The sequence below is a fragment of the Pseudomonas sp. GM55 genome (assembly GCF_000282395.1).
GTDB classification, from domain to species: domain Bacteria; phylum Pseudomonadota; class Gammaproteobacteria; order Pseudomonadales; family Pseudomonadaceae; genus Aquipseudomonas; species Aquipseudomonas fluorescens_CC.
The window spans coordinates 1-20,000 of record NZ_AKJJ01000150.1; the positions used below are offsets into that span (position 1 = coordinate 1).

Here is a 20,000-nt window from a genome sequence, read left to right on the forward strand (position 1 = left end):
GCTCGCTCCTACAGGGGATTGGTGGTGTTTATCAGGCCGGATAATTGGCCCGCAACGCCTCAAGCCCACCCTGATAGATGCCGGTAAACAACGCCACCACTTCCTCGTTGCTCACACCCACCGGTTCGAACCGACCGGACCAGGTTACCCGCGCGCCCTCGCCTTGCGCTTCAACCTTGATCGTCGCCAGATAATCAGTCGCCGGAAAGGGTGCCTGCAAAATCGAGTAGCTGTAGGTTTGGCCCGCGTTGTCGAAGGCTTGCAGGCGTTCGATGACCACCGCACCGTCCGCCGTTTGCAGGCTGCGCACGCGCCCGCCTTCGCTGAGCTCGCTCCTGGGAATGAACGGCAGCCAGTCCGGCAGCGAGTTGAAACCGCCAATCAATTGCCAGACCTGTTCGGCCGATGCCGGGATGTCGATGCAGGCTGATGCAGTTGCCATGAAATGCTCTCTCCAATCAATAAGGTTCAGATGGCCAGGCTGTCGACGACACCGCCGTCGACCCGCAAGGCAGCACCGGTGGTGGCCGAGGATAACGGCGAAGCGATGTAGGCCACCAGGTTCGCCACTTCCTCGACATCCGCTACCCGCTGGATGATCGACGTTGGCCGGGCGCTGCGCACGAAGGCGTCGGCTTCTTCGCGAACGCTGCGCCCCGATTCGGCAGTGGCGTCCTTGAGCATCTGCTCCACGCCGTCGGTCAATGTCGGCCCCGGCAGGATCGCATTGACCGTCACCCCGGTGCCCGCGAGCCGCTTGGCCAGCCCATGGGACACCGCCAGGTTGGCGCTTTTGGTCACGCCGTAGTTGAGCATGTCGGCCGGTATCGCGATCCCGGATTCCGAAGACAGGAAAATCACCCGCCCCCAACCCTGTTTGACCATGTCCGGCACGTAATGCCGGGACAGGCGCACACCGGAGATTACGTTGATCTCATAGAACCGCGTCCACTCGCTGTCGGGGGTGTCAAAGAAATCAACCGCGTTGTAGATCCCCAGGTTGTTCACCAGGATGTCGGCCCGTGGCTCGGCGGCGAACAGTTTTTCCGCACCTTCGAGCGTTCCGAGATCGGCAGTCAGCCCACGCAATTGAGCACCCGGCACCTGCTGGCGAATGCTCGCCAGCGCCTGCTCGACCTTGGCCGTCTCGCGGCCGATCACGACCACCGTGGCGCCGGATTCGGCCAGCGCCTTGCTGATGCCCAGGCCGATGCCGGCGGTGCTGCCGCTGACTATGGCGAGCTTTCCAGTCAGATCGATTTTCATACTCATGCTCCAATGATCGGCAAAGGTGCGCGCTCGGACACCAGTTTCGCTTCGCGCATTGCTTGCCAGAAGGCTGCTGGGATCACCGCTGACAGCGCGGCGACATCTTCGACAATCCGCTCAGGGCGGCTGGAACCGGGGATCACCGCCGCAACGGCGGGGTTAGCCAACGAGAACTGCAATGCAGCCGCCTTGATATCAACACCATGGGCCGTCGCGATACGTTTGATCTGCTCGACCTTGCTGATGATCGCCGGGCTGGCCTTCTGGTATTCGAAGTGTGCGCCACCGGCCAGAATGCCCGAGCTGTAAGGACCGCCGACCACGATCTCGACGTTCTGCGCCAGGGCGGCGTCCATCAAACGCTGCAAGGCACGATCATGGTCGAGAAGAGTGTAGCGACCCGCCAGCAGAAAACCGTCCGGCTGCGCCTCGCTCAGATCAAGGGTCAGCTCACAGGGCTCAACCTTGTTCACGCCAAGGCCCCAGCCCTTGATCACGCCTTCCTCACGCAGGCGGGTCAGCACTTTGAAGGCACCGGTACGAGCCTGGTTGAAGTACTCCAGCCATTGATCGCCGTAGAAATCCTGGGCGATGTCATGCACCCAGACGATGTCCAGGCGATCGGTCTGCAGCCGCTTGAGGCTGTCCTCGATCGAACGCAGGGTCGCGTCGGCGCTGTAGTCGTTGACGATCCTGTTCGGGCGGCCGTGTTCGAACACCCCGCTCTTCTCGCCCAGGTCACGGGCAGCGGCGTCTTCGACTTCATCGAGAATCACCCGGCCGACCTTGCTGCTGAGCACATAGTCGTCACGGTTGTAACGCGACAGTGCGGCGCCAAGGCGAATCTCCGACAGGCCCGAGCCGTAGAACGGCGCTGTATCGAAGTAACGCACGCCGGCATCCCAGGCGGCGTGAACGGTGGCTTGCGCTTCTTCCTCGGCAATGGCGCGGAACATGTTGCCCAAAGGGGCGGTGCCGAAACCCAGCGCGCCGGGCAGTTTGTCTTTCAAGCTCATGGGGAATCCTCTTGAACGTCTGGTAAACCTGTAGGAGCCGGCTTGCTGGCGATGGCGCTGGAACAGTCGACACAGGTATCGCTTGACGAACCGCTATCGCCAGCAAGCCGGCTCCTACAGAGAACGGTGCTTTTGCCTGACCGCTGAGCAGATCCTAGATTGCGGTGATCGGACCGTCCAAGACATAATGTGCAGCACTTGAGTCCCTACAGGTCTGACATGATCGACATCCGCCAATTGCGCTACTTCGTCGCCGTCGCCGAGGAAGAACACGTCGGGCGCGCCGCCGAACGCCTGCACATTTCCCAGTCGCCCCTGAGCCGGCAGATCGCCCAGCTCGAAGAACGCCTGGGCCTGACCCTGTTCGAGCGCAGCCAGCAACGCATCCGCCTGACCCGCGACGGCCAGACCTTCCTCGCCGAAACCCGCGCCCTGCTGACCCACGCCAATCGCCTGGAATCTCTCGGCAAGCGTCTGGGGCGTGGCGAAGAAGGCGGTTTGTGCATCGGCTACATCGAAAACGCCATGCATGCCGGCGTGCTGCCCAATGCCTTGCGCGTGTTGCGGGTCGACCGGCCGAACGTACATGTGGCGCTGTACAACCTCAGCTCGACCGAACAGCTCGAAGGCTTGCGTCAGCGTAGTCTGGATATTGCGCTGGTCAGCGAACCGCCGGCCGAAGACGATCCGGACCTGTTGGGCTTTCAGGTGCTGGACGACCCGATGCTGCTGGCCCTGCCCGAGCACCATCGGCTGGCGCAGCAACCCGTGCTGACCCCGGCCGACCTCGCCGACCAGGAATGGATCGGCGTGCAGCACCGGCAGAACGCCAGTTGCCACGACGACTTCGTCAGCGCCTGCATCCGCGCCGGCTTCACCCCGGATATCCGCATGGAGGCCACCGAACCCTTCACCGCACTGGGGCTGGTCGCATCGGGGCTGGGCATCGCGATGATCCAGAAGGGCCTGAGCCGCAACGCCCCACCGGGGGTGGTGCTGCGGGAGGTGCCGTGGATTTCCTTCACCACGCCATTGTGGGCGGCGTGGCACCGGATCAACCTGCGGCCACTGGTAGAGACGTTCAGGAAGGTGCTGACGGAGCCGGACTCACTACATAAAACTGTAGGAGCGAGCTTGCTCGCGATGAGGGAGTGTCAGTAAACGGTGATGTGCCTGATACACCGCTATCGTCGGAACGCCGCCCGGAGCAAGCTCGTTCCCACAGGTTGCACGTCCTTCCAGAACGTTTGATGCTTAACTGAGAAGACCCCAAACCCCAGCGAGCCCTCCACCATGAACCGCAACGACCTGCGCCGCGTGGACATGAACCTGCTGGTGATTTTCGAAACCCTGATGTTCGAGAAGAACCTGACCCGGGCCGGGGAAAAACTGTTCCTCGGCCAGCCTGCTGTCAGCGCGTCGCTGGCAAAGTTGCGCGATCTGTTCGACGACCCGTTGCTGGTGCGCAACGGACGAACCCTGGAGCCGACCCCGAGGGCATTGCAGATTCTCAAGGAATTGCAGCCGGCGATGGACACCATTTCCGGTGCGGTCAGCCGGGCCAAGGATTTCGAGCCCTCCACCAGTCGCGACGTGTTTCGCATCGGCCTGTCCGACGACGCCGAATTCGGGCTGTTTCCGCCGCTGCTCAAGCAGATTCGCGAGGAGGCGCAGAACGTCGTGGTGGTGGTGCGCCGGGTGAATTTCCTGCTGATGTCGTCGATGCTGGCCAGCGGCGAGATTTCCGTCGGCATCAGCTACACCACGGAATTGCCGGCCAACGCCAAGCGCAGGAAATTGCGCGACTTGAGTGTGAAGATCCTGCGCGGCGATGACCGTCCCGGCCCGTTGACCCTGGACGAGTTCTGCGAACGCCCCCACGCGCTGGTGTCGTTTTCCGGGGATCTGAGCGGCGCCATCGACAACGACCTGGCACGGATCGGCCGTTCGCGCCGGGTGGTGCTGGCGGTGCCACAGTTCGCGGGGTTGCGGGCCTTGCTGGCGGGTACTGACTTGCTCGCCACCGTGCCGGACTACGCGGCCAGTGCGTTGATCGAAGGCAGCAGTCAGTTACGGGCGGACGATGCACCCTTTGATATCAACCTGTCCGAACTGTCGATGGTGTGGAACGGGGTCAACGATAACGATCCGGCAGAACGCTGGTTGCGCTCGAAAATTGTACAGCACATGGCGGTTCCACTACCGGCACGTTGACCGGGCGGAACAGGAACGGCTCGGACTCGCGCAGGTACACCGGCATGTCGGTGACCGGTGGCATGGCCGGGATCTCGAAGTACATCTGCACCACCCAACCACGGTGATAACTGGCATGGTTGACCACGTGCATCAACATCGCGCCGGCGCTCATGACGCCGCTTTCGCCCGAGACAAAGGTGAATTCCACAAGTTTGTCCAGAGAGGCATCGGTTTGCCGGGCGCTCCAGTCGCAATACCAGCGATCGATCTCTTTTTGCGCCATGTGCAGTTCGGACAGATCGGCATGCAGCAGATCGTGTGAAGTCTTGAAGTTATGCCCCCGGCCTTCAAGGTGCGCCCGCCAGATGCAATCCACCACATAGACATGATTGAGAGTGCCGATCATGTTTTTGAACACCGACACCCGTTCTTTTTTGACTTCGCCTGGAGGGAGCGCCGCAAGGCTGTCAAACAGGCGCTGATTGGCCCAGCGTTTGTAATCGGCCAGCAGACAGGCAGTGCGTACGGTGATCATCAGAGTTCTCCGATGGCAGTAAGCGCACTCCCTAGCATAGACCCGATGCCCGCAAGGCAGCGCCAGCCCTGATCATCGGTCGTTCAGGCGCGCCACCACCCGCTCGGCGAGCGCCAGGCAACTGGTCAGCCCCTGTGACTCGATGCCGAACAGACTCACCAGCCCTAGCACACCATGTTCGGCGAATCCGCTGATGAGAAAATCGGCGGCCGGCCCGAAGCGCGCCTGCCCGCCCAGGTCGAGCGTCATGTGCACACCCAGTCCCGCACTCTCCGGGGCCGGATACACCAGATGGCGAAACGGCGCCCGGCCGCTGAAACTGAAATGACTGCCCTTGCAAAAATGCGCCCGGGGAATGAATGGCGCCGACAGACCGACGACGCCCGCCCCGATCACCACGCTTTGAATATCGACGTTCAACGGCCTGCCTCCCTCTTGCCCCGTTCCTCGCTGCGGATAGTCGATCAGGCTGGAGAAAATCGCCAGCGGCAAGGCCATGAACTCATCGCTCCATACGCAGAGTCGGCAGCGCCAGGGAACTCTCGGGGACCGCCGTGCATCCTAAATTATGTGGGACTTCCCTTATGCTTCATGCTGTCGGAGGACACCGTCATGCGCCGCATGTTTATCATTTCTACTCTGCTACTTTGTTTGCCCGCAGGTTCCGCTCTGGCCAAAGTGGATGCCGAAGATATCGCCACCTCGGCCGGGGTTTCCGCCTCGCTGTACTCGACGTTCAAAGACGACAAACTCGTGATTCCCGCCCGGGATGACGCCTCCAGCTTCGTCGCCAGCGGCGGTGCGATTCGTGGTGCCTATCTGGAGGCGGTGTTGAAAAAGATCCGTCAGGACAATCCTGCCCTCAACAACGCAAGCGACGAAGACCTGGCCCGCGCCATTCTCGTCCAGGATGGCGTTGCCGCCGATCACTGAAGATCGTCATCGCCAGTAGTGGGGCTTGTGACACCGGGATAGCGTTTGCGGCCCTACCTGGCGTGCGTGCCATTGGACAAGCGTGCCCACCCGGCCACCAGTTGCGCGTTGATACTCACCCCACCGCACACCACGATCACCACGTCATTGGCGTCGGCAATCGCCGGGTGATCCAGGTAGGCAATCGCCAATGAAACGCCGCACGCCGGCTCGACCAACTGACGCAAGTCATTGGCGTAACGCACCACGCCCATGATCGCCTCATCATCGCTGAGCACCACACACTCATGGGGGAATTCGCCGATGTGCTTGACCGGCCAGGTGGCCACTTGTGCGGCGCCCAGGGACGTGGCGACAGTGTCGATTTTCGGCAATCTGACCGGGTGCCCGGCCGCCACCGCCGCGGCGAACGACGCCGCGCCTTCGGTTTCGCAGGCAACGATGCGGCAATCGGTGCGCCGATGACGAATCAGGCCGGTGAGCAGCCCCGCCAGCAAGCCACCGCCGCCCACCGATGTCACCAGCACATCCACTGGCGGGCAGTCTTCAAGGATTTCATCGACCATGGTGCTGTGCCCTTCCCACAATACCGGGTGGTCGAAGGCCGGCACGAATTCAGTGCGCGGGTCCTGGGCGAGTTCCCGTGCCCGTTGATTGGCTTCGTCCCAGACCTTGCCGTGCACGATCACCTCGGCACCGGTATTGCTGATCCGCGCCCGGGTGCTCTGCGGGGTGGTGTGCGGCACCACGATGCATGCCTTGAGCCCCAGGCATGCAGCGGCCATGGCCGTGGCCAGTCCCGCGTTACCGCCGGAGGGACAGACCACCTTGCGCTTGCCCTGCTGCGCCGCCCGGCTGCACAGCAAGCCAATGCCGCGTATTTTGAACGAGCCGCCAGGTTGCAGGTTTTCCAGTTTCAGCCAGATACGGCGGGTCGGGGTCGACAGGCCAGGGTGCAGGATCAAAGGCGTTCGGATGTGAAGCATATGGGCTCCTGTTACACGCCACCGGCTCGTCGAGCTTGCGCAAGCCGGTGGTGAACGGTCCTCTCTCCCAAGCTTAGTTCACCCCGCCTCGGGGCGACCGCTTCAGCGATAGCGCGGCGCCGGCGCGGAGTTGCCAAACAACCCGGACAGCGTCTGCCGCTGAGCTTCGTAACGGTCCCACTGGCTGGCATCGTGCAAGCCCGGGATGGTCACCACTTCGCCGGCCGCCAGGCCAACGAGCGCGGCGTCGACCATGTCTTCGGCCGACATCACGATTTCCTGCGGCAGGTTTTCCACCGGGTTGCCGGCCTCGCTCCAGAAATCAGTGGCGGTCGCCCCCGGCAACACAGCCTGGATGCGTACGCCTTTGTCCGCCAGTTCATGCTGCATCGACTGGCTCAGGCTCAAGACGAACGCCTTGGTCCCGCCGTACACGCCGTTGAGGATCTCCGGGGCGATGGCGACGATGGAGGCGATATTGATCACGGTGCCAGCGCCCCGGGCGACGAAGCCCGGTACCACGGCATAAGCCAGGCGCATCAATGCCGTCACGTTGAGGTTGATCATCGCCTCCATGTCATCCACGGGACTTGCAAGCAGCGGCATGACGCCACCGACCCCAGCGTTGTTGACCAACAGGGTGATGCTGGCATCGTTGCGCAGGATCTGTTCGACCCGCAGCGAATCCGCCTTGTTCTTCAGGTCGGCGACAACCACCTCCACGGTGCGCCCGGTCTGGTCGCTCAAATGATTGGCCAGGGCATTGAGCCTGGCCCGGCTGCGGGCCACCAGAATCAGGTTGTAACCCTGCCGGGCGAGGCGATCGGCATACACCGCGCCAATGCCCGAAGAAGCGCCGGTGATCAGTGCAGTACCTTTGGATGAGAGCGCCATGGTGCAATTCCTCTACGGTGAGGCGAGAGATTCGCCGGGTGCAGACCGTTATAAAGGGACTTACGGCCGTCTTAAATGACGTTTAAAGTACGTTTTTCGGACATGACCATTTGAGGGCAGTTCCATGATCAACGTGGCGTTCGTGGTTTTCGAGGGTTTCCAGTCCATGGCACTGGCCGCCATGCCGGTGTTCGAGTACGCCAATTTCAGTGCCGCAGAGACGCTGTATGACGTGCGCGTGCTGTCCGAAAACGGCCACACCCTGCGTGCCTCCGGCGGCTTGAGCGTCGGCACCGAGGCATTCGACGGGCGCGTGTTCGACACGGTGATCGTGGTCGGCGGTGACTCGATCATCGAACAGGCGCCCGAGGCCGTGCTGGGCTACCTGCGGGCCAGTATCAACACGGCACGCCGTACGGCGTCGATCTGCTCCGGGGCGTTCGTCATGGCCCAGGCCGGCTTGCTCGACGGGCGGCGGGCCACCACCCACTGGGCTTACGCCCGGGAACTGCAGGCACGGTTTCCGGCGATCAAGGTCGAGGCCGATCGCATCTATGTGATCGACGGTTCGATCTGGACCTCCGCCGGCATGACGGCGGGCATCGACCTCGCCCTGGCCATGGTGGAAAAGGACCACGGCGCCGAGCTGGCCCGGGCCGTGGCGCAGAAACTGGTGATGTATCACCGCCGCGCCGGCGGCCAATCGCAGCACTCGGCGTTGCTGGAGCTGGCGCCGAAATCCGATCGTATTCAAACCGTGCTCGGCTACGCCCGGGAACACCTCGCCCAGCCACTGTCGGTGGAGCTATTGGCGCAAGTGGCCAACCTCAGCCCCCGGCAATTCAGCCGGGCATTTCGCGCCGAAACCGGGCAATCGCCAGCCAAGGCCATCGAGAACCTGCGTCTGGAAGCGGCGCGACAGCTGCTTGAACGCGGACGCCTGACTCTCGACCAGATCGCCCTGGAAACCGGATTCACTGACCGCCGTCGCATGCGCGAAACGTTCCTGCGGGTGTTCGGGCAACCGCCGCAGGTGATTCGGCGCAATGCGAGAGCGGAGGTGTTTGCGTAGGAGCCGGCTTGCTGGCGATTGCCTCTGAGGTCTGTGTCGTATCTTCAAACGCCTTCGCTGGCAAGTCGGAACGCCGCACCGCAGCTCCTACAATGAAGGGAGGCACTTTCGCGTGTGAGGCACTTATGAAACTCTCCGCCAGACTGGCGTTTTTCGCCGTTGTCAGCACCCTCGCCTACCTTGGCCTGGCGATCTGGGGACTGGGTGGTTTCGCGGCTTATTTCAGCCACGGCTCACTGGTCGTCGTTGCCTTGGCCACCCTGATCATGGCCGTCGTATCACTGTTCAGCGAGGTCAACCTGAGTTCGGGAGAACGCGAAGACCGGGCCAATCGCTGGGTCCTTCCGGCGTTCGGCGTGATCGGTGTGCTGAGCGGCTTTCTGCCGGCCTATACCGACCGCATCGACTTCTGGACTTTCGGTGGTGAAGGCGTGCGCTGGCTCGGGGCGCTGCTGTTCATCGTGGGCGGCGTGCTGCGGTTGTGGCCCATATTTGTGCTGGGCAAGCGCTTCAGCGGGCTGGTGGCGATCCAGCCGGGGCATCGACTGGTCACCGAGGGTATTTACCGCAACCTGCGCAACCCCAGTTATCTGGGGATGATGGTCATCGCCGTGGGCTGGGCGCTGGCGTTTCGCTCAAGCACAGGTCTGCTGCTGGCAGCGTTGACCTTGATCCCGCTGATTGCCCGGATTCATTCGGAAGAGGCCCTGCTGAGGGCGCAGTTCGGCAGCGAATACGAAGCCTATTGCGCCCACTCCTGGCGGCTGGTTCCCGGACTTTACTGACTGGAACACTGCTCCCCTGTGGGAGCGGGCTTGCCCGCGATTGCGGTCTGTCAGTCAACTTATTGTGGGATTTGCCGACGTCATCGCGGGCAAGCCCGCTCCCACAGGGTTTGATGTTGCTTACACGGATTTCAATCGAATCGAACCATCGATATCCACCTGAACCCGGACCAACTCATAACCCGCCAACGTCGCATGCAAGGTCCTGATCGGCTGCTCATGGGTCGCCGTGACAATCATCACGTCCGCCCCCGCCGCCTCGGCCGCCAGAATCCCCACCGTGGCGTCCTCAAAAATCAGACACTGCTCAGGCTCGACACCCAGGCGTTGGGCCGCGAGCTTGTACCCCGCAGGATCGGGTTTGCCAGCCGTGACGTCCTCGGCAGTCACCAGTACCTCAGGCTCTGGAATCCCCGCCGCCGCCATCCGCCGCAACGCCAGCTCCCGCGGGGCGGAAGTGACGATGGCCCACTGTTTGACTGGCAAAGACCGCAGGAACTTCGCCGCGCCAGCCACTTCGAATACCCCGTCGACATCCTCGATTTCCGCTTCGGTAATCCACGCGGCTTCGGCCTCGGCATCCACCCCGGGTAACCCCAGACGGCTGATGGTGTCGATGGCGCGGGCGCCGTGAATGGTCGGCAGGAAGCTGTCGACATCGACGCCATGGCGCACGGCCCAGGTTGTCCAGACTCGCTCGGCGGCGGCAATGGACGTCAGGACGGTGCCGTCCATGTCGAACAGAAAGGCACGGTAAGTCGAGTTGAAAACAGAGTGATCAGCCAAGGAAAGGAACCTCGCAGGTGCCGGACGGATTTGCCCGGCAATGTAGCATCTCCCGCGAGTCAGTTGAGTCGTCTGGATTTGAAGGTCTCGCCTACGCAATCGAGCAGCCCGCCGATCATCCAGGGCTTCTTGATGAAAGAGACCCTGTGCCGCACGCCTGAACTTTCGGGGGTTTCGAAACCGGACATGATCATGATCGGCTTGTCCGGCCAGCGATCGCCGAACTGGTTGGCCAGGTCCGCGCCATTGAGTGTGCCGGGCATGCTGATGTCCGTCAGTAGCATGTGCACCTGCGGCGCATGCTGTTCCAGATAGATCACTGCCGCGTCGGCACTGATTTGCGGCTCGACGACAAACCCCTCCTCCTGAAGAATCTCACACAGAAACTCCAGGATCAGCGGGTCGTCCTCAACCACCAGGATCAACCCGCCAGGAAGATCTCCACCCGCCGTCGGTGCTCGACTCATGACCGTGCCGCTCCCTGATTGCCTCTATGAATTCGCGGGCTGTAATCCGCTACCTAAAAGGTATGAGCAGCGGACTCGGCGTAAATTCATTTTTGATGCAGCCAGGTGGCCGATCCGGGTTTTGTAGCGCCCTTTAGGGCACTGTCGCTGGCAAGCCAGCTCCTACGGCGATCTGTGGTGCTCACAAAATCACTGTGGGGTATTTCGGTTGTCCGGGATTACGGCGACATCGCGTCCTTTTTCATCGCGTCTTTGCTCATGCTGTCCTTGGACATCGCATCTTTTTTCATGGCGTCCTTGGACATTGCATCCTTGGACATGCTGTCCTTGGACATCGAATCGGTCTTCTTCATCGCGTCTTTTTTCATCGCATCCTTGGACATGGCGTCTTTGGACATCGAATCCTTGCTCATGCTGTCGTTGCTCATGGTGTCAGCTGCGAACACAGAGGCAGCGCCAACGGCCAGGCACATGGACAGTACAACGGTGGTCAACTTTTTCATGATGAATCTCCTTGGAGCACGGGTTTGCGGACGGTGAATGTTTCGCACGCTCATCAACTGCCACCAAACCAGTTGTAGCCCTGGTCTTCCCAGAAGCCGCCGCTGTAGGTGTTGCTGACGAAAATCGCCTGAATGTGTTTGGGGTTCTTGTAGCCCAGCTTGGTGGGCATGCGCAGCTTCATCGGGAAGCCGTACTGGCGCGGCAGCACCGCGCCGTCATACGTCAGCGCCAGCAGGGTTTGCGCATGCAGCGCAGTGGCCATGTCAATGCTGGTGTAGTAGTCGTCGGCGCATTTGAAACCGACGTACCTGGCATCGGTGTCGGCGCCGATGCGCTTGAGGAAATCACTGAAACGCACGCCGCCCCAACGGCCGATCGCACTCCAGCCTTCGACGCAAATGTGCCGGGTGATCTGCTCGGTCTGCGCCATGGCGCGCAGTTCCTCGAGGCGCCAGCTGCGCTTGTCGGCGACCAGGCCAGTGACTTCCAGGCGATAGCTCTGCTCCTCCACCGTCGGCGCTTCGTCGATACTGTAGTAGGCATTGAAGGGAAACGGCCGTGTGATCATCGACTCGGGATAGGTCGGCGCCATCGCATTGGGGTTGAACAACCAGCCCTGGACCCGATCGTTGAAGCGCGACATGGACGACAGCGCAGTCTCGACGCTGTCGTTGTCGGTGATGTTGCAGCCGGACAACATGGCCACGCCACCGAGGGTCAGGCCGCGCAGCAGGAACGAGCGGCGCGAGCGGTCTTCGATTTGCGGGGCAAGGATCTTGCGGGCGTCGGCCAGGATCGAAGCCTCGTCCAGCCCGGGTACCTGAATGCGCTTTTTCATACCTGCTCCTTGCGGCCGACGATCATGGCCAACAGCGTTTTCGGAACCAGCGCGACCATCACCAGATGCACCGCCACAAAGGCCACCAACAACGCCATGGCGAAGAAGTGCACGCGGCGCGCGCCTTCGTAACCGAACAGCAATTCACGCAACAGCGGGAACTGCACTGACTTCCACAACACCAGGCCGGAAAGCACCAGCAACGTGATGTCGACCATCACGAACAGGTAAGCGACACGTTGCACCTGGTTGTAATGACTGAGGTCGGCGTGCTCGAGTTTTCCGCGCAGGGCGGCCCACAGGTCGTGCAGCACACCTTTGGGCGAAACCGGGAAGAAACGCCGCTTCAGTCGCCCGCTGAACAGGTTGAAGGCCAGGTAGATCAGGCCGTTGATCGCCAGGAACCACATCGCCGCGAAATGCCATTGCAGCGCGCCACCCAGCCAGCCGCCGAGGGTGATCGACTTGGGAAAGCTGAATTCGTAGATCGGCGAGGCGTTGTAGATGCGCCAGCCGCTGGTGACCATCACCAGCACCGCCAGGGCGTTGAGCCAATGGGTCAGGCGTAGCCAGCGTGGATGACTGGACTTGGGTGTGGCAATAGTCTGCGACATGTCCGGCTCCGGTTTGTTGTTGTTCGTTGGGGCCGATTATGGGAGCCGGAAGATCGCCAAATCCTCACGCAGAGTTAAATAATTCGTGATAACTCACAGCTCTCAAAACTGTGGGGAATCCTGTGGGAGCTGGCTTGCCAGCGATGGCGGTGTGTCAGCCAGCATCAATGTCGATTGACACTGCCTCATCGCTGGCAAGCCAGCTCCCACAGGGATTGAGTCGTCTGTGATTACTGTGCAATGACTCAACTATGGTTAAATGCCGCCCCCCAACAAATGATCGACCCGACCCGATGAACCCTGAAGCCCTCGCCATCTTCAACCAGCAGGTGCTCACCGCCCTGGCTACCGCCCCCGCAGAAACCCGCCGCCTGTTCCACGGCCGTGGCCGCTGCTGGCCGGGGCTGGAGCAGGTGACCGTGGACTGGTTGCAGGGCGTGGTGCTGGTGGCGCTGTTCAAGGAACCGGAAGCTGAGCAACTGGAAGGCTTGAAACAGGTGCTGATGGCAATCACCCGGTCAGCGCAGTGGGCGCAATCCGGCGCGCATACCCTGTTGCTGCAACACCGCTACCTGCTGCAAAGCACCACCGAGTGGCTGCTCGGCGAAGTCATCGAGGAAATGACCATCACCGAGGGTGGCCTGAAGTACCGGGTGGACCTGGGGCGCAAACAGAACACCGGGCTGTTCCTCGATATGCGCTACGGTCGCGACTGGGTGCGGGCCAATGCCGAAGGCAAGCGTGTGTTGAACCTGTTCGCCTACACCTGCGGCTTCTCGGTGGCAGCCATCGAAGGCGGTGCGAGCCACGTGGTCAACCTCGACATGTCGAGCCCGGCCCTGAACCGTGGCCGTGATAACCACCGGCTCAACGGCCACGACATGAGCAAGGTCGGTTTCCTCGGCCACGACCTGTTCAAATCCTGGGGCAAGGTGATCAGCAAGGGGCCGTACGACCTGGTGATCATCGACCCGCCGTCGTTCCAGAAAGGCAGCTTCCTGCTGACCAAGGACTACCAGCGCGTGCTGCGCCGATTACCCGAATTGCTCGGCCCACAGGGCACTGTGCTGGCGTGCATGAACGACCCTGCGTTCGGCGCCGACTTCCTCATTGATGGTGTCACCCGCGAAGCACCGAGCCTTCAGTTCGTGCAGCGGCTGGAGAACCCGCCGGAGTTTCCCGATGCCGATGTCGAGTGTGGGTTGAAGGCGTTGGTGTTCAGGTTGGGAGACTGAGTTCCGCGTTTTGTAGCCTGACTCAGATCACCGCGGCTGCAACACCAACGCAAACAACTCGCCATGCCCGTTCACGTTGAGCTTGTGATAGAGGTTGCGCCGATGCACTTTCACCGTCTCCGGGGAGATGCCCATTTGCTGGGCGATGGCCTTGCTGGAGAAGCCCTGGAGAATCAGGCGCGCGGTTTCGATTTCCCGCAGGGTCAGGCGCGCGTCGAAGCGATCGAGCAAGGTCGCCAGATCGCCGGCCGGTGGTTCGGCGACCGGCCCTTCCGGTGGCAGCAAATCCAGGTGTCGGCGCATCGCCGCCAGCACCCAGTCACGCACACACAGCAGGCGGCCCTGTTCCTCGAGGCTGAAGCGCATCGACCGCCCCAGGGACAGGCCGAGCACGGCGCCGTCAAGGTTCACCATGAACTGCAACTCGTCCCCACCGACCACGGTGCTGAAGTAACTCAGGTAATACTCGCTGTGCTGGAACTGGTCGGGGGCCACCGAATCAAGGTTGTGCAAGCCGTCGGCGATGCCCGCACAAGCGGCTTGATAGAACGGATCGAGCAGGTACATGCCGGCGCGGTAGTCCGCCAGTTCTTCCTGCTCGTCACCGTTGCCCTTGGCGTCGAAATCAATCAGCAGGCGCGGCACATGGCCCGGCCGCATCAGCGCCACCAGCGCGTTGTCCAGCGGTACCAGCAACCGCAGGGTATCCACCAGCGCACGCCAGAAAGCGTCCCGCCCCACCGCCGTGAAGACTCGCGCCAGCCCCTGGTGCACCGGCAACTCTTTCAACAACGCGTCCACGCACTACCCCTTTTGAGTAACCCATGATGGGAATGGGTGAAGGCCACCCCGGTCGATACGCTGCAAACTCCTGATTACCACCGGCCGCAACAGGCCAGGAGTGCCGCATCATGAGTCGTCACCGCTTGTATTTCAATCTGGGGTTTGGCGCCTGTCTGGCGGTATCGCTGTCGGCTTTTGCGGTCGAAGCCCCGACGGTGCACGTGTACAACTGGTACGACTACATCGGCCCCACCACCTTGCAGGACTTCAAGCGTGACACCGGGATTGCGCCGGTCTACGACACCTTCGACAGCGCCGAAGTGCTCGAAGGCAAGTTGCTCACCAGCCGCAGCGGCTACGACGTGGTGGTGGCCAGCAACTTCAGTTTGCCCACGCTGATCAAGGCCGGCGCCCTCGCCCCCCTGCCCCGTGCGCAGATGCCGGATTTCAAGAACATGGACACCGATCTGCTGGCGAAACTGGCCAACAACGATCCGGGCAACCAGTACGCCGTGCCCTACCTGTGGGGCACCAACGGCATCGGCTACAACATCGACAAGGTGCGCGCGCTGCTGGGTGACAAGGCGCCGGTGGACTCCTGGGACCTGGTGTTCAAGGAAGAGAACCTGGCCAGGCTCGGCGAATGCGGCGTGGCCATGCTCGACTCGCCGTCAGAGATGCTGCCGGTTGCCCTGCACTACCTCGGCCTGCCGCCCAACAGCACCAACCCCGAGGACTACAAGAAGGCCGAAGCGTTGCTGCTCAAGCTGCGTCCGCACATTGCCTACTTCAACTCGTCGAAGTTCATCAGCGACCTGTCCAACGGCAACATCTGCGTGGCGGTCGGCTGGTCCGGCGCGATGCTCGAAGCCAAGACCACCGCCGAGCAGGCCGGCAACGGCGTGAAAATCGCCTACAGCCTGCCGAAGGAAGGTGCGCCGGTGTGGTTCGACACGCTGGTACTGCTCAAGGACGCCCCGCACCCGGAACAAGGGCTGGCCTTCATCGACTACCTGATGCGCCCTGAGGTCATCGCCCCGGTCAGCGACCACCTCAACTACCCCAACGGCAACCGCAGCGCGACCACGCTGGTGACCGAAGCGACCCGCAGCAACCCGGCCGTCTATCCGCCCGCCGAAGCCATGGCCACCTTGTTCACCCTCCAGCCACTGCCGCCCGCTACCGAGCGTGTGCGCACGCGAATCTGGAGCAAGGTCAAGAACGGTCAGTGACCACCCCCCCCTGTGGGAGCGGGCTTGCCCGCGATGGGGCCATTACATTCAACATCAATGTTGCCTGACATACCGCTATCGCGGGCAAGCCCGCTCCCACAGGACCTGCAGTGCCCCACAGATTTTTCCTGCCACGAATCGAAGATGAGAAAACCATGAAACCACGTGCCCGCGACCTGAACATCCCGACCGGCCAACTGCAACCCGGCCCGCTCAATGCCATCACCGACGTCCCCGGCGTACGGGTCGGCCACAGCAATGTACGAGGACGCACTGCCAACGGCCGCGACATCCTCACGGGCGTCACCGTCATCGAACCGCGCGCCGGCTCCACCAGCCAGCAACCGTGCTTTGCCGGCGTGCATGTGCTCAACGGCAACGGCGACGCAACGGGGCTGGAGTGGATTCGCGAAGCAGGCTTGCTGACCAGCCCCATCGCCTTTACCAACACCCACAGCCTGGGCGTGGTGCGCGATGCGCTGATCGTGATCGACCGCGAGCAGCAACCGGATGACGGGCGCCTCTACTGGAACATGCCGGTGGTGCTGGAAACCTTCGACGGCTTGCTCAACGACATCAACGGCTTTCACGTGAAGCAGGAACACGTGGCCCAGGCCGTGCGTTCGGCGGTGGGCGGTCCGGTGGCCGAAGGCAATGTCGGCGGTGGCAGCGGCATGATCTGCCACGAGTTCAAGGGCGGCATCGGCACCGCGTCGCGACGGTTGAACAGCGTTCAGGGCGGCTGGACAGTCGGGGCGATTGTCCAGGCCAACCACGGCATTCGCAATGAGTTGCGCGTTGACGGGTATCCGGTCGGGCGCTACATGGAACAGGTCGATTCGCCGTTCCTCAAGGCCTCGCTGCCCCATCCGGGCATGGGCTCGATCGTGGTCTGCCTGGCCACCGATGCGCCGTTGCTGCCACACCAGTGCACGCGCCTGGCCCAGCGTGCCAGCCTCGGCCTGGCCCGCACCGGCGGCGGCAATGAAGACCACAGCGGCGACATCTTCATCGCCTTCGCCACCGGTAACGATCACGTACCCCCGGCCGCCTATGAGAGCAAGAAAGCGCCAACCACCCACAACCTGAGCATGGTCAACAACGACCACATCAGCGAGCTGTTCCTGGCCGCCACCGAGGCCGTGGAAGAAGCCATCATCAATGCCTTGCTCGCCGCCGACACCGCCGAAGGCAACGGGCATGCGGTACCGGGACTGGATGCCGAAACCTTGCTCAAGGCGTTGCGTCGCGCCGGCTGGCCGGGGGATGCGACTAGCGGTACTTGAGTGAAACACTAGGTCTTTTTAGGATGAACTTGCGCAGTCGCTTGTTTGCTCAAGCTGCTGCGCAGGTGGTGAGTGAACTGAACCCCTACCAAGCTCACCGCCTGCTTCATGCGCATCTTGAGCCTCAATGGCTCTACTTCCTCCCCATCAAAGAGCTTTGAGGCTCTTTTTTTGCCTCTGAAAACCATCACTGTTTACTGTAGGAGCTGGCTTGCCCGCGAAGGCGTCGTGTCAGTCGCCATAATTGTTGGCTGACACACCACCTTCGCTGGCAAGCCAGCTCCTACAGGGGATATTCATTGGGGTTGGGGGATGCACAGTGACCGCCACGCCGCCTGCGCCAGGATGTCCCGGTACGCCTTCGGGCTACCCTTGACCCGGCCCGACAACCAGGCGCGGCAGTAACTGTCTGCCTGGCCGATGATCAACGACAGTATCAACTCCGCCGGAAAACCGCCCAGCTCGTCACCCTGTGCGCCCAGCCATGCCAGCAACTGCTTGTTGCGCATCTTGTTGCGGGTGGCGAGTTCGTCCTTGAACGGCCCCTTGGTGACGGCAAACCGCGCGTGGTACTGGAACCGCGCCCACTCCGGCTGGCTATCGACCCAATCCACGTAGCTGTGCACCAGCGCATGCACCCCCGCCTGGGTGGTGTGTGCGTCAGCCAGGTAGCTGTCGCGCAAGCGGGCCTGATCATCCAGAGCGGTAAAGAAAAGCGCCGCCACCAGGCCTTCCTTGTTGCCGAAATGGTGATAGATCGCGCCGACACTGGTGTCGCATTCAGCGCGAATCATTTCGATGGTGGTGGCCTCGATCCCCTGTTCGTTGAACAGGCCGAGGGCCTTTCTGAAGATGTCGCGCTTGAGTTCGGCGCGTCGTCCGGGGTAGCAGCGTTCGAGCAGATCGGCGGTTTCCATGCTGAAAGACAGTCCAGAAAAGTCATCGGTGGAAGCTGGCGGTTGCCAACGAACAAGTGGCGCTAGGTTGACAGATTTCTCCTCGACAGAATACTGTTCCGTCACAGAATATTATTCTGTTAAAGAATATTGTTCTGCAAACTGTCATCCTCAAGAGGCATCAAAATGAGTCAGTTCCTCAGCATGTTCAGCAGTGCAGGCCCAGAAGCGTTCAGCAAAATGGCCTGCCAGGTGGCGCCCTACTTCTCCACCATCAACCCGCTGGTCAAGGACTTGCGCAAAGGCAGCGCCACCGTGCACGTGCCGTTTGCCCGGGAAATCACCAATCATTTGGGTACGGTGCATGCGATTGCGATGTGCAACGCCGCCGAACTGGCCGCCGGGATGATGACCGACGTTTCCATCCCCGCCGGCGCACGCTGGATTCCCAAAGGCATGACCGTCGAATACCTGGCCAAGGCCAAGAGCGATGTAACGGCGGTAGCCGAGGGGGATGCAGTGGACTGGACCACCGAAGGCGACAAGATCGTGCCGGTGGACGTTCACGATGCCGAGGGCAAGAAGGTGTTCACGGCGCGGATTACGATGAATGTGAAGCTGACTTAAACGCTGACCCGACTCTCGCGGACAACCGATCCCTGTAGGAGCCGGCTTGCCGGCGAAGGCGTCTCCAGCAACAGCGCATGACTTGAGGTTGCCTTCGCTGGCAAGCCAGCTCCTACAGGGGATTTGCGGTGTTGGCCAGAATGCCGTCAGACCAGTCGCAATCGAGGTCCGCTAGCGGGTACGGCATCGTCTCCGAGCCGCCCCCGCACAAACTCCTGAGCCTTGTGCGTCAACTGGTCCAGGTGCCGGTCGCGTTGCTTTTCCGCGTCGGTCATGGCCCGCTTGCCATGCTTTTGCAGCAAATAGGTATGAATCTGCCGCACTTCCAGCGAGCTGTAGATCGACGCCACATCCAGCAGCGCCATCAAGCCATCGGTGGCGTGGTCGCGGGTGTTCATCAACACCTGGGTCGCACGCACGCCCACCACCTGAAAGCCCATCGCCTCGAAATACGGCACCTTGGCCACCGCGCAGGTCAGCTCGGCATGGGGATAGCGGCCGACCATTTCCCGCAGCATCCGCCGGGCCACGCCCTGGCGCCGATACTCGGCCTGCACCGCCATGTACGCCACGCCACACGCCTCGGGGTCGTCCTGCACCGGCAGGTAAAGCAAAAAGCCGATCACCTTTTGCGGGTCGTCTTCGTCAGTGGCAACGATCAACTCCACGGCAATGCCTTTTTCACCGTTCAGCGCTTGCAGATACAGGTGCACCTCAAAGCCGATCGCGTATTGGTAAAGGTTGTACAGCAGGTTGCTTGGCGGGATTGCGACCATGCTGATGTCGGTCAGGTTGTCGACCACCATCTGCAGGATCTGGCTATTGATGTGCTCGGGGCACGGGGTCTTGAAGTGGCTGATCAGGGGCATTGCGGTGACAGGCTCCGGGAGGCAAGGGCCGCCTATCATAGCGTGCCTGACCCCTGCGCAGTGGGGGGAACGGGTGGGTGAAGGCCCCCAACATTGAGGATCCCCCCCCACTGCGGCGCGATAGCCACCAGCCATCAATCTTTTGATACAAAACAACTTTTCCTACCCCTCGGATCC

General features: G+C 61.9%; 23 protein-coding genes and 1 pseudogene. 9 read left to right on the forward strand and 15 right to left on the reverse strand.

Annotated features, from left to right (window positions below):
• Positions 1-31: 31 nt before the first annotated feature.
• From PMI31_RS28455 to PMI31_RS28465, 3 genes are read right to left on the reverse strand one after another with little or no spacing between them, the layout of a single operon-like run.
• Positions 32-442 (reverse strand): SRPBCC family protein, encoded by a 411-nt coding sequence (locus PMI31_RS28455; RefSeq protein WP_008023469.1) that lies wholly within the window; start codon positions 440-442, stop codon positions 32-34.
• Positions 443-468: 26 nt separating this feature from the next.
• A complete protein-coding gene (locus tag PMI31_RS28460; protein ID WP_008023472.1) occupies positions 469-1,266 on the reverse strand; it encodes an SDR family NAD(P)-dependent oxidoreductase in 798 nt (265 codons plus the stop codon).
• A 2-nt stretch (positions 1,267-1,268) separates the two neighbouring features.
• The gene (locus PMI31_RS28465; protein WP_008023475.1) at positions 1,269-2,285 is read right to left on the reverse strand and encodes an aldo/keto reductase; all 1,017 of its coding nucleotides are present in this window, start codon (positions 2,283-2,285) and stop codon (positions 1,269-1,271) included.
• A gap of 219 nt (positions 2,286-2,504) precedes the next feature.
• Here PMI31_RS28465 and PMI31_RS28470 point away from each other — a divergent pair, with 219 nt between their 5' ends.
• Positions 2,505-3,446, forward strand: a complete 942-nt coding sequence (locus PMI31_RS28470) for a LysR substrate-binding domain-containing protein (RefSeq protein WP_008023476.1) — start codon at positions 2,505-2,507, stop codon at positions 3,444-3,446.
• A 132-nt stretch (positions 3,447-3,578) separates the two neighbouring features.
• The gene (locus tag PMI31_RS28475; RefSeq protein ID WP_008023478.1) at positions 3,579-4,499 is read left to right on the forward strand and encodes a LysR substrate-binding domain-containing protein; all 921 of its coding nucleotides are present in this window, start codon (positions 3,579-3,581) and stop codon (positions 4,497-4,499) included.
• Here PMI31_RS28475 and PMI31_RS28480 read toward each other — a convergent pair.
• Together PMI31_RS28480 and PMI31_RS28485 are read right to left on the reverse strand one after the other, a co-directional pair.
• Positions 4,420-5,016 carry a DinB family protein gene (locus PMI31_RS28480; protein WP_008023479.1) on the reverse strand — a complete coding sequence of 199 codons (597 nt, stop codon included), beginning with the start codon at positions 5,014-5,016 and terminating at the stop codon, positions 4,420-4,422. The two genes, PMI31_RS28475 and PMI31_RS28480, sit on opposite strands and share 80 nt — an antisense overlap.
• 72 nt (positions 5,017-5,088) lie before the next feature.
• Positions 5,089-5,448: pseudogene (locus tag PMI31_RS28485) on the reverse strand (FAD-dependent oxidoreductase); the annotation flags it as partial.
• A gap of 180 nt (positions 5,449-5,628) precedes the next feature.
• Between PMI31_RS28485 and PMI31_RS28490 the strand changes: the two are divergent.
• Entirely contained in the window at positions 5,629-5,949 is a 321-nt protein-coding gene (locus tag PMI31_RS28490) for a DUF2388 domain-containing protein (RefSeq protein ID WP_008023483.1), read from the forward strand.
• Positions 5,950-6,002: 53 nt separating this feature from the next.
• Here PMI31_RS28490 and PMI31_RS28495 read toward each other — a convergent pair whose 3' ends face one another.
• Both PMI31_RS28495 and PMI31_RS28500 read right to left on the reverse strand, forming a co-directional pair.
• Positions 6,003-6,935, reverse strand: coding sequence for a pyridoxal-phosphate dependent enzyme (locus PMI31_RS28495; RefSeq protein WP_008023485.1), 933 nt, complete (start codon positions 6,933-6,935; stop codon positions 6,003-6,005).
• A gap of 102 nt (positions 6,936-7,037) precedes the next feature.
• On the reverse strand, positions 7,038-7,829 hold the full coding sequence (locus PMI31_RS28500; protein WP_008023486.1) for an SDR family NAD(P)-dependent oxidoreductase: 792 nt from the start codon (positions 7,827-7,829) through the stop codon (positions 7,038-7,040).
• 124 nt (positions 7,830-7,953) lie between these two features.
• On the opposite strand from PMI31_RS28500, the gene PMI31_RS28505 reads away from it, so the two are divergent.
• Positions 7,954-8,901: a GlxA family transcriptional regulator gene (locus tag PMI31_RS28505; protein ID WP_008023488.1), complete on the forward strand. Its 948-nt coding sequence runs from the start codon at positions 7,954-7,956 to the stop codon at positions 8,899-8,901.
• 125 nt (positions 8,902-9,026) lie between these two features.
• The gene (locus PMI31_RS28510) at positions 9,027-9,686 is read left to right on the forward strand and encodes a methyltransferase family protein (protein ID WP_008023489.1); all 660 of its coding nucleotides are present in this window, start codon (positions 9,027-9,029) and stop codon (positions 9,684-9,686) included.
• Between the two features lie 120 nt (positions 9,687-9,806).
• Here PMI31_RS28510 and PMI31_RS28515 read toward each other — a convergent pair whose 3' ends face one another.
• The 5 genes from PMI31_RS28515 to PMI31_RS28535 form a co-directional block, all read right to left on the reverse strand.
• Positions 9,807-10,472, reverse strand: a complete 666-nt coding sequence (locus PMI31_RS28515) for an HAD-IA family hydrolase (RefSeq protein WP_008023491.1) — start codon at positions 10,470-10,472, stop codon at positions 9,807-9,809.
• 59 nt (positions 10,473-10,531) lie between these two features.
• Positions 10,532-10,939: a response regulator gene (locus tag PMI31_RS28520; protein WP_008023494.1), complete on the reverse strand. Its 408-nt coding sequence runs from the start codon at positions 10,937-10,939 to the stop codon at positions 10,532-10,534.
• A gap of 218 nt (positions 10,940-11,157) precedes the next feature.
• The gene (locus PMI31_RS28525; RefSeq protein ID WP_008023495.1) at positions 11,158-11,442 is read right to left on the reverse strand and encodes a pentapeptide MXKDX repeat protein; all 285 of its coding nucleotides are present in this window, start codon (positions 11,440-11,442) and stop codon (positions 11,158-11,160) included.
• A 53-nt stretch (positions 11,443-11,495) separates the two neighbouring features.
• On the reverse strand, positions 11,496-12,281 hold the full coding sequence (locus PMI31_RS28530) for a molybdopterin-dependent oxidoreductase (RefSeq protein ID WP_008023497.1): 786 nt from the start codon (positions 12,279-12,281) through the stop codon (positions 11,496-11,498).
• Positions 12,278-12,895 (reverse strand): cytochrome b/b6 domain-containing protein, encoded by a 618-nt coding sequence (locus PMI31_RS28535; protein ID WP_008023498.1) that lies wholly within the window; start codon positions 12,893-12,895, stop codon positions 12,278-12,280. The genes PMI31_RS28530 and PMI31_RS28535 overlap by 4 nt, the downstream gene beginning before the upstream one ends.
• 293 nt (positions 12,896-13,188) lie before the next feature.
• Between PMI31_RS28535 and PMI31_RS28540 the strand changes: the two genes are divergently transcribed.
• Positions 13,189-14,130, forward strand: coding sequence for a class I SAM-dependent methyltransferase (locus PMI31_RS28540; RefSeq protein ID WP_008023499.1), 942 nt, complete (start codon positions 13,189-13,191; stop codon positions 14,128-14,130).
• Positions 14,131-14,157: 27 nt separating this feature from the next.
• Here PMI31_RS28540 and PMI31_RS28545 read toward each other — a convergent pair whose 3' ends face one another.
• A complete protein-coding gene (locus PMI31_RS28545) occupies positions 14,158-14,931 on the reverse strand; it encodes a helix-turn-helix transcriptional regulator (protein ID WP_008023502.1) in 774 nt (257 codons plus the stop codon).
• 110 nt (positions 14,932-15,041) lie between these two features.
• Here PMI31_RS28545 and PMI31_RS28550 point away from each other — a divergent pair, with 110 nt between their 5' ends.
• Both PMI31_RS28550 and PMI31_RS28555 read left to right on the forward strand, forming a co-directional pair.
• Complete coding sequence (locus PMI31_RS28550; protein WP_008023504.1) at positions 15,042-16,145, forward strand: extracellular solute-binding protein; 1,104 nt, start codon at positions 15,042-15,044, stop codon at positions 16,143-16,145.
• Between the two features lie 155 nt (positions 16,146-16,300).
• Positions 16,301-17,431: a DmpA family aminopeptidase gene (locus tag PMI31_RS28555; RefSeq protein WP_008023505.1), complete on the forward strand. Its 1,131-nt coding sequence runs from the start codon at positions 16,301-16,303 to the stop codon at positions 17,429-17,431.
• Between the two features lie 296 nt (positions 17,432-17,727).
• On the opposite strand, the gene PMI31_RS28560 is transcribed toward PMI31_RS28555, so the two are convergent.
• Entirely contained in the window at positions 17,728-18,348 is a 621-nt protein-coding gene (locus PMI31_RS28560; RefSeq protein WP_008023508.1) for a TetR/AcrR family transcriptional regulator, read from the reverse strand.
• Positions 18,349-18,513: 165 nt separating this feature from the next.
• Between PMI31_RS28560 and PMI31_RS28565 the strand changes: the two genes are divergently transcribed.
• Positions 18,514-18,954, forward strand: a complete 441-nt coding sequence (locus PMI31_RS28565; RefSeq protein WP_008023509.1) for a hotdog fold domain-containing protein — start codon at positions 18,514-18,516, stop codon at positions 18,952-18,954.
• A 146-nt stretch (positions 18,955-19,100) separates the two neighbouring features.
• Here PMI31_RS28565 and PMI31_RS28570 read toward each other — a convergent pair whose 3' ends face one another.
• Positions 19,101-19,823, reverse strand: coding sequence for a GNAT family N-acetyltransferase (locus PMI31_RS28570; protein WP_008023511.1), 723 nt, complete (start codon positions 19,821-19,823; stop codon positions 19,101-19,103).
• Positions 19,824-20,000: the final 177 nt, after the last annotated feature.

Bases quoted from the DNA above. Each gene is read 5' to 3' on its own strand.
- PMI31_RS28520 (WP_008023494.1), bottom strand. From the start codon at position 10,939: ATGAGTCGAGCACCGACGGCGGGTGGAGATCTTCCTGGCGGGTTGATC.
- PMI31_RS28505 (WP_008023488.1), top strand. From the start codon at position 7,954: ATGATCAACGTGGCGTTCGTGGTTTTCGAGGGTTTCCAGTCCATGGCA.
- PMI31_RS28490 (WP_008023483.1), top strand. From the start codon at position 5,629: ATGCGCCGCATGTTTATCATTTCTACTCTGCTACTTTGTTTGCCCGCA.
- PMI31_RS28510 (WP_008023489.1), top strand. From the start codon at position 9,027: ATGAAACTCTCCGCCAGACTGGCGTTTTTCGCCGTTGTCAGCACCCTC.
- PMI31_RS28535 (WP_008023498.1), bottom strand. From the start codon at position 12,895: ATGTCGCAGACTATTGCCACACCCAAGTCCAGTCATCCACGCTGGCTA.
- PMI31_RS28550 (WP_008023504.1), top strand. From the start codon at position 15,042: ATGAGTCGTCACCGCTTGTATTTCAATCTGGGGTTTGGCGCCTGTCTG.
- PMI31_RS28530 (WP_008023497.1), bottom strand. From the start codon at position 12,281: ATGAAAAAGCGCATTCAGGTACCCGGGCTGGACGAGGCTTCGATCCTG.
- PMI31_RS28460 (WP_008023472.1), bottom strand. From the start codon at position 1,266: ATGAAAATCGATCTGACTGGAAAGCTCGCCATAGTCAGCGGCAGCACC.
- PMI31_RS28470 (WP_008023476.1), top strand. From the start codon at position 2,505: ATGATCGACATCCGCCAATTGCGCTACTTCGTCGCCGTCGCCGAGGAA.
- PMI31_RS28525 (WP_008023495.1), bottom strand. From the start codon at position 11,442: ATGAAAAAGTTGACCACCGTTGTACTGTCCATGTGCCTGGCCGTTGGC.
- PMI31_RS28500 (WP_008023486.1), bottom strand. From the start codon at position 7,829: ATGGCGCTCTCATCCAAAGGTACTGCACTGATCACCGGCGCTTCTTCG.
- PMI31_RS28475 (WP_008023478.1), top strand. From the start codon at position 3,579: ATGAACCGCAACGACCTGCGCCGCGTGGACATGAACCTGCTGGTGATT.
- PMI31_RS28465 (WP_008023475.1), bottom strand. From the start codon at position 2,285: ATGAGCTTGAAAGACAAACTGCCCGGCGCGCTGGGTTTCGGCACCGCC.
- PMI31_RS28570 (WP_008023511.1), bottom strand. From the start codon at position 19,823: ATGCCCCTGATCAGCCACTTCAAGACCCCGTGCCCCGAGCACATCAAT.
- PMI31_RS28560 (WP_008023508.1), bottom strand. From the start codon at position 18,348: ATGGAAACCGCCGATCTGCTCGAACGCTGCTACCCCGGACGACGCGCC.
- PMI31_RS28480 (WP_008023479.1), bottom strand. From the start codon at position 5,016: ATGATCACCGTACGCACTGCCTGTCTGCTGGCCGATTACAAACGCTGG.
- PMI31_RS28555 (WP_008023505.1), top strand. From the start codon at position 16,301: ATGAAACCACGTGCCCGCGACCTGAACATCCCGACCGGCCAACTGCAA.
- PMI31_RS28455 (WP_008023469.1), bottom strand. From the start codon at position 442: ATGGCAACTGCATCAGCCTGCATCGACATCCCGGCATCGGCCGAACAG.
- PMI31_RS28565 (WP_008023509.1), top strand. From the start codon at position 18,514: ATGAGTCAGTTCCTCAGCATGTTCAGCAGTGCAGGCCCAGAAGCGTTC.
- PMI31_RS28495 (WP_008023485.1), bottom strand. From the start codon at position 6,935: ATGCTTCACATCCGAACGCCTTTGATCCTGCACCCTGGCCTGTCGACC.
- PMI31_RS28540 (WP_008023499.1), top strand. From the start codon at position 13,189: ATGAACCCTGAAGCCCTCGCCATCTTCAACCAGCAGGTGCTCACCGCC.